We start from the raw sequence: 1,691 nt of genomic DNA, 5'->3' as shown, positions 1-1,691 counted from the left end.
CTTTGGAGTTATCTTGTTGTCCTTGATGTACCTGGCAAGGCCAAGAAGGATTCCAACGCTAAGCTTGTCGTCAAGGAAGCGGGATTTGATGTATCCGCTCTTTGTAACCCTTGCATTTGGCTCAAAGCATACGATATCACCAACAGAAATGCCGAGCTTTTCTGTATCTTCTTTTGTCTTAACATCTTCATCAAGCACCACCTCGCAGTTTTCCCAGGTGCGCTTGGTGTCGTCGTACTCGCCGTTTACATGGATAGAGGCGTTGTTGAGCTGGAAAGTTCCCTCGTAGATGCCATCAAACTTGGTCACAACGCGGACATTCTCAGTCTCTGCGTTGTTGGGGTTCATGCCGCCAAGGTTGGTGAGCTGGAGCCTTCCGTTTGACTTGATGGTAGCCACCATTCCTCCTAATGTATCGGCGTGGGCCTCAAGTAAAATGCCGTTCTTTTTGTCTTTTCCCGTAAGATCAACGATAACGCCGCCCTTATTGGTGATGTGAGCCTTAAATCCAAGGGATTCAAACTCGTTTTTCACCCAGTTGCAGGCCTCTTCTGTGTAGCCTGTAGGAGAGTCAATGTTAAGGAGATCAAGGGTCTCTTTAACGATGAAATCAGTGTATTTCTTAAGATTTATCTTTTTCATGATATGTAGCTCCTTATATTTGCAATTCTAGTGAAAAGTATAGCACAACGTGGCGGAAAATGGGCGCATTCGTGGTACAATTGGGATATGGCATACGTCAAAAGAAATATCACAGCCTGGAGGGTTAAAAAATGATATACGAGCTCAAAAATTCAGAAATTACCGTAAAGATCTCGGACCACGGCGCAGAGCTTAAGTCCCTTGTTAGAAACGACGACGGCAGAGAGTATCTGTGGCAGGCAGATCCTAAGTTCTGGGGCAGAACATCACCGGTTCTTTTCCCGGTTGTTGGCTGCTACTTTGGAAAAGAGTCAAGATATAAGGGCAAGACCTACAGTATGGGGCAGCACGGCTTTGCCAGGGACATGGATTTTGAGCTGGTTTCCCAGACTGGAGACGCAATAGAGTTCAGGCTCCGTGACAACGCAGAAACCCACGAGAAATACCCATTTGCCTTCGAACTTCACTGCGGATACAGGATTTCAGGGAAAGAGATCCAGGTTATCTGGAAGGTTGTAAATACCGATAAAGAGCAGGTTTTCTTCTCAATTGGCGCTCATCCCGCATTTAACTGCGACCTGGACACTGATGTCCTTAAGTTTGAGAAGGCAGGAAAAGCGCTTTCAAGCCTCCATTCAAATGTTGTGGCAGACGACGGATCTGGATGCCTTTCAGACAAGACCAAGCAGTTTGATCTTAATAACGGCATTTTAAAGATGTCAGATGAGCTCTTTTCAGAGGACGCCCTCGTAATAGAGGATAAGCAGACCGATGCCATAAGCATTGTGGGTGCTGATGGCCAGCCTTTCGTCAAGGTCAGCTTTGATACACCACTTGTAGGCGTCTGGTCACCAGTTGGCAAGCACGCACCATTTGTCTGCATCGAGCCCTGGTACGGAAGATGCGACAGAGTAGGCTTTTCTGGCGACCTCTCTGAGAGAGAATACGGCAACAAACTGGCTCCGGGAGAAGAGTTTAACGCCAGATATAGTATTGAAATAAAATAACAGGCGATTCCTCAAAAAACAAGACACGGGGACGGTTCTACT

At 46.7% G+C, this 1,691-nt stretch carries 1 protein-coding gene and 1 pseudogene; one reads left to right on the top strand and one right to left on the bottom strand.

Annotated features, from left to right (window positions below):
• Positions 1-642 (bottom strand): annotated as a pseudogene (locus J6I68_RS11935) (peptidase M42); the annotation flags it as partial.
• Between the two features lie 131 nt (positions 643-773).
• Here J6I68_RS11935 and J6I68_RS11930 point away from each other — a divergent pair.
• Positions 774-1,649: an aldose 1-epimerase family protein gene (locus J6I68_RS11930; protein ID WP_292220601.1), complete on the top strand. Its 876-nt coding sequence runs from the start codon at positions 774-776 to the stop codon at positions 1,647-1,649.
• Positions 1,650-1,691: the final 42 nt, after the last annotated feature.

The sequence above is a fragment of the Butyrivibrio sp. genome (assembly GCF_017940685.1).
GTDB lineage: Bacteria > Bacillota > Clostridia > Lachnospirales > Lachnospiraceae > Butyrivibrio.
Note: the sequence above shows the minus strand (reverse complement) of the source record. Positions and strands in the feature narration are given on the sequence as shown.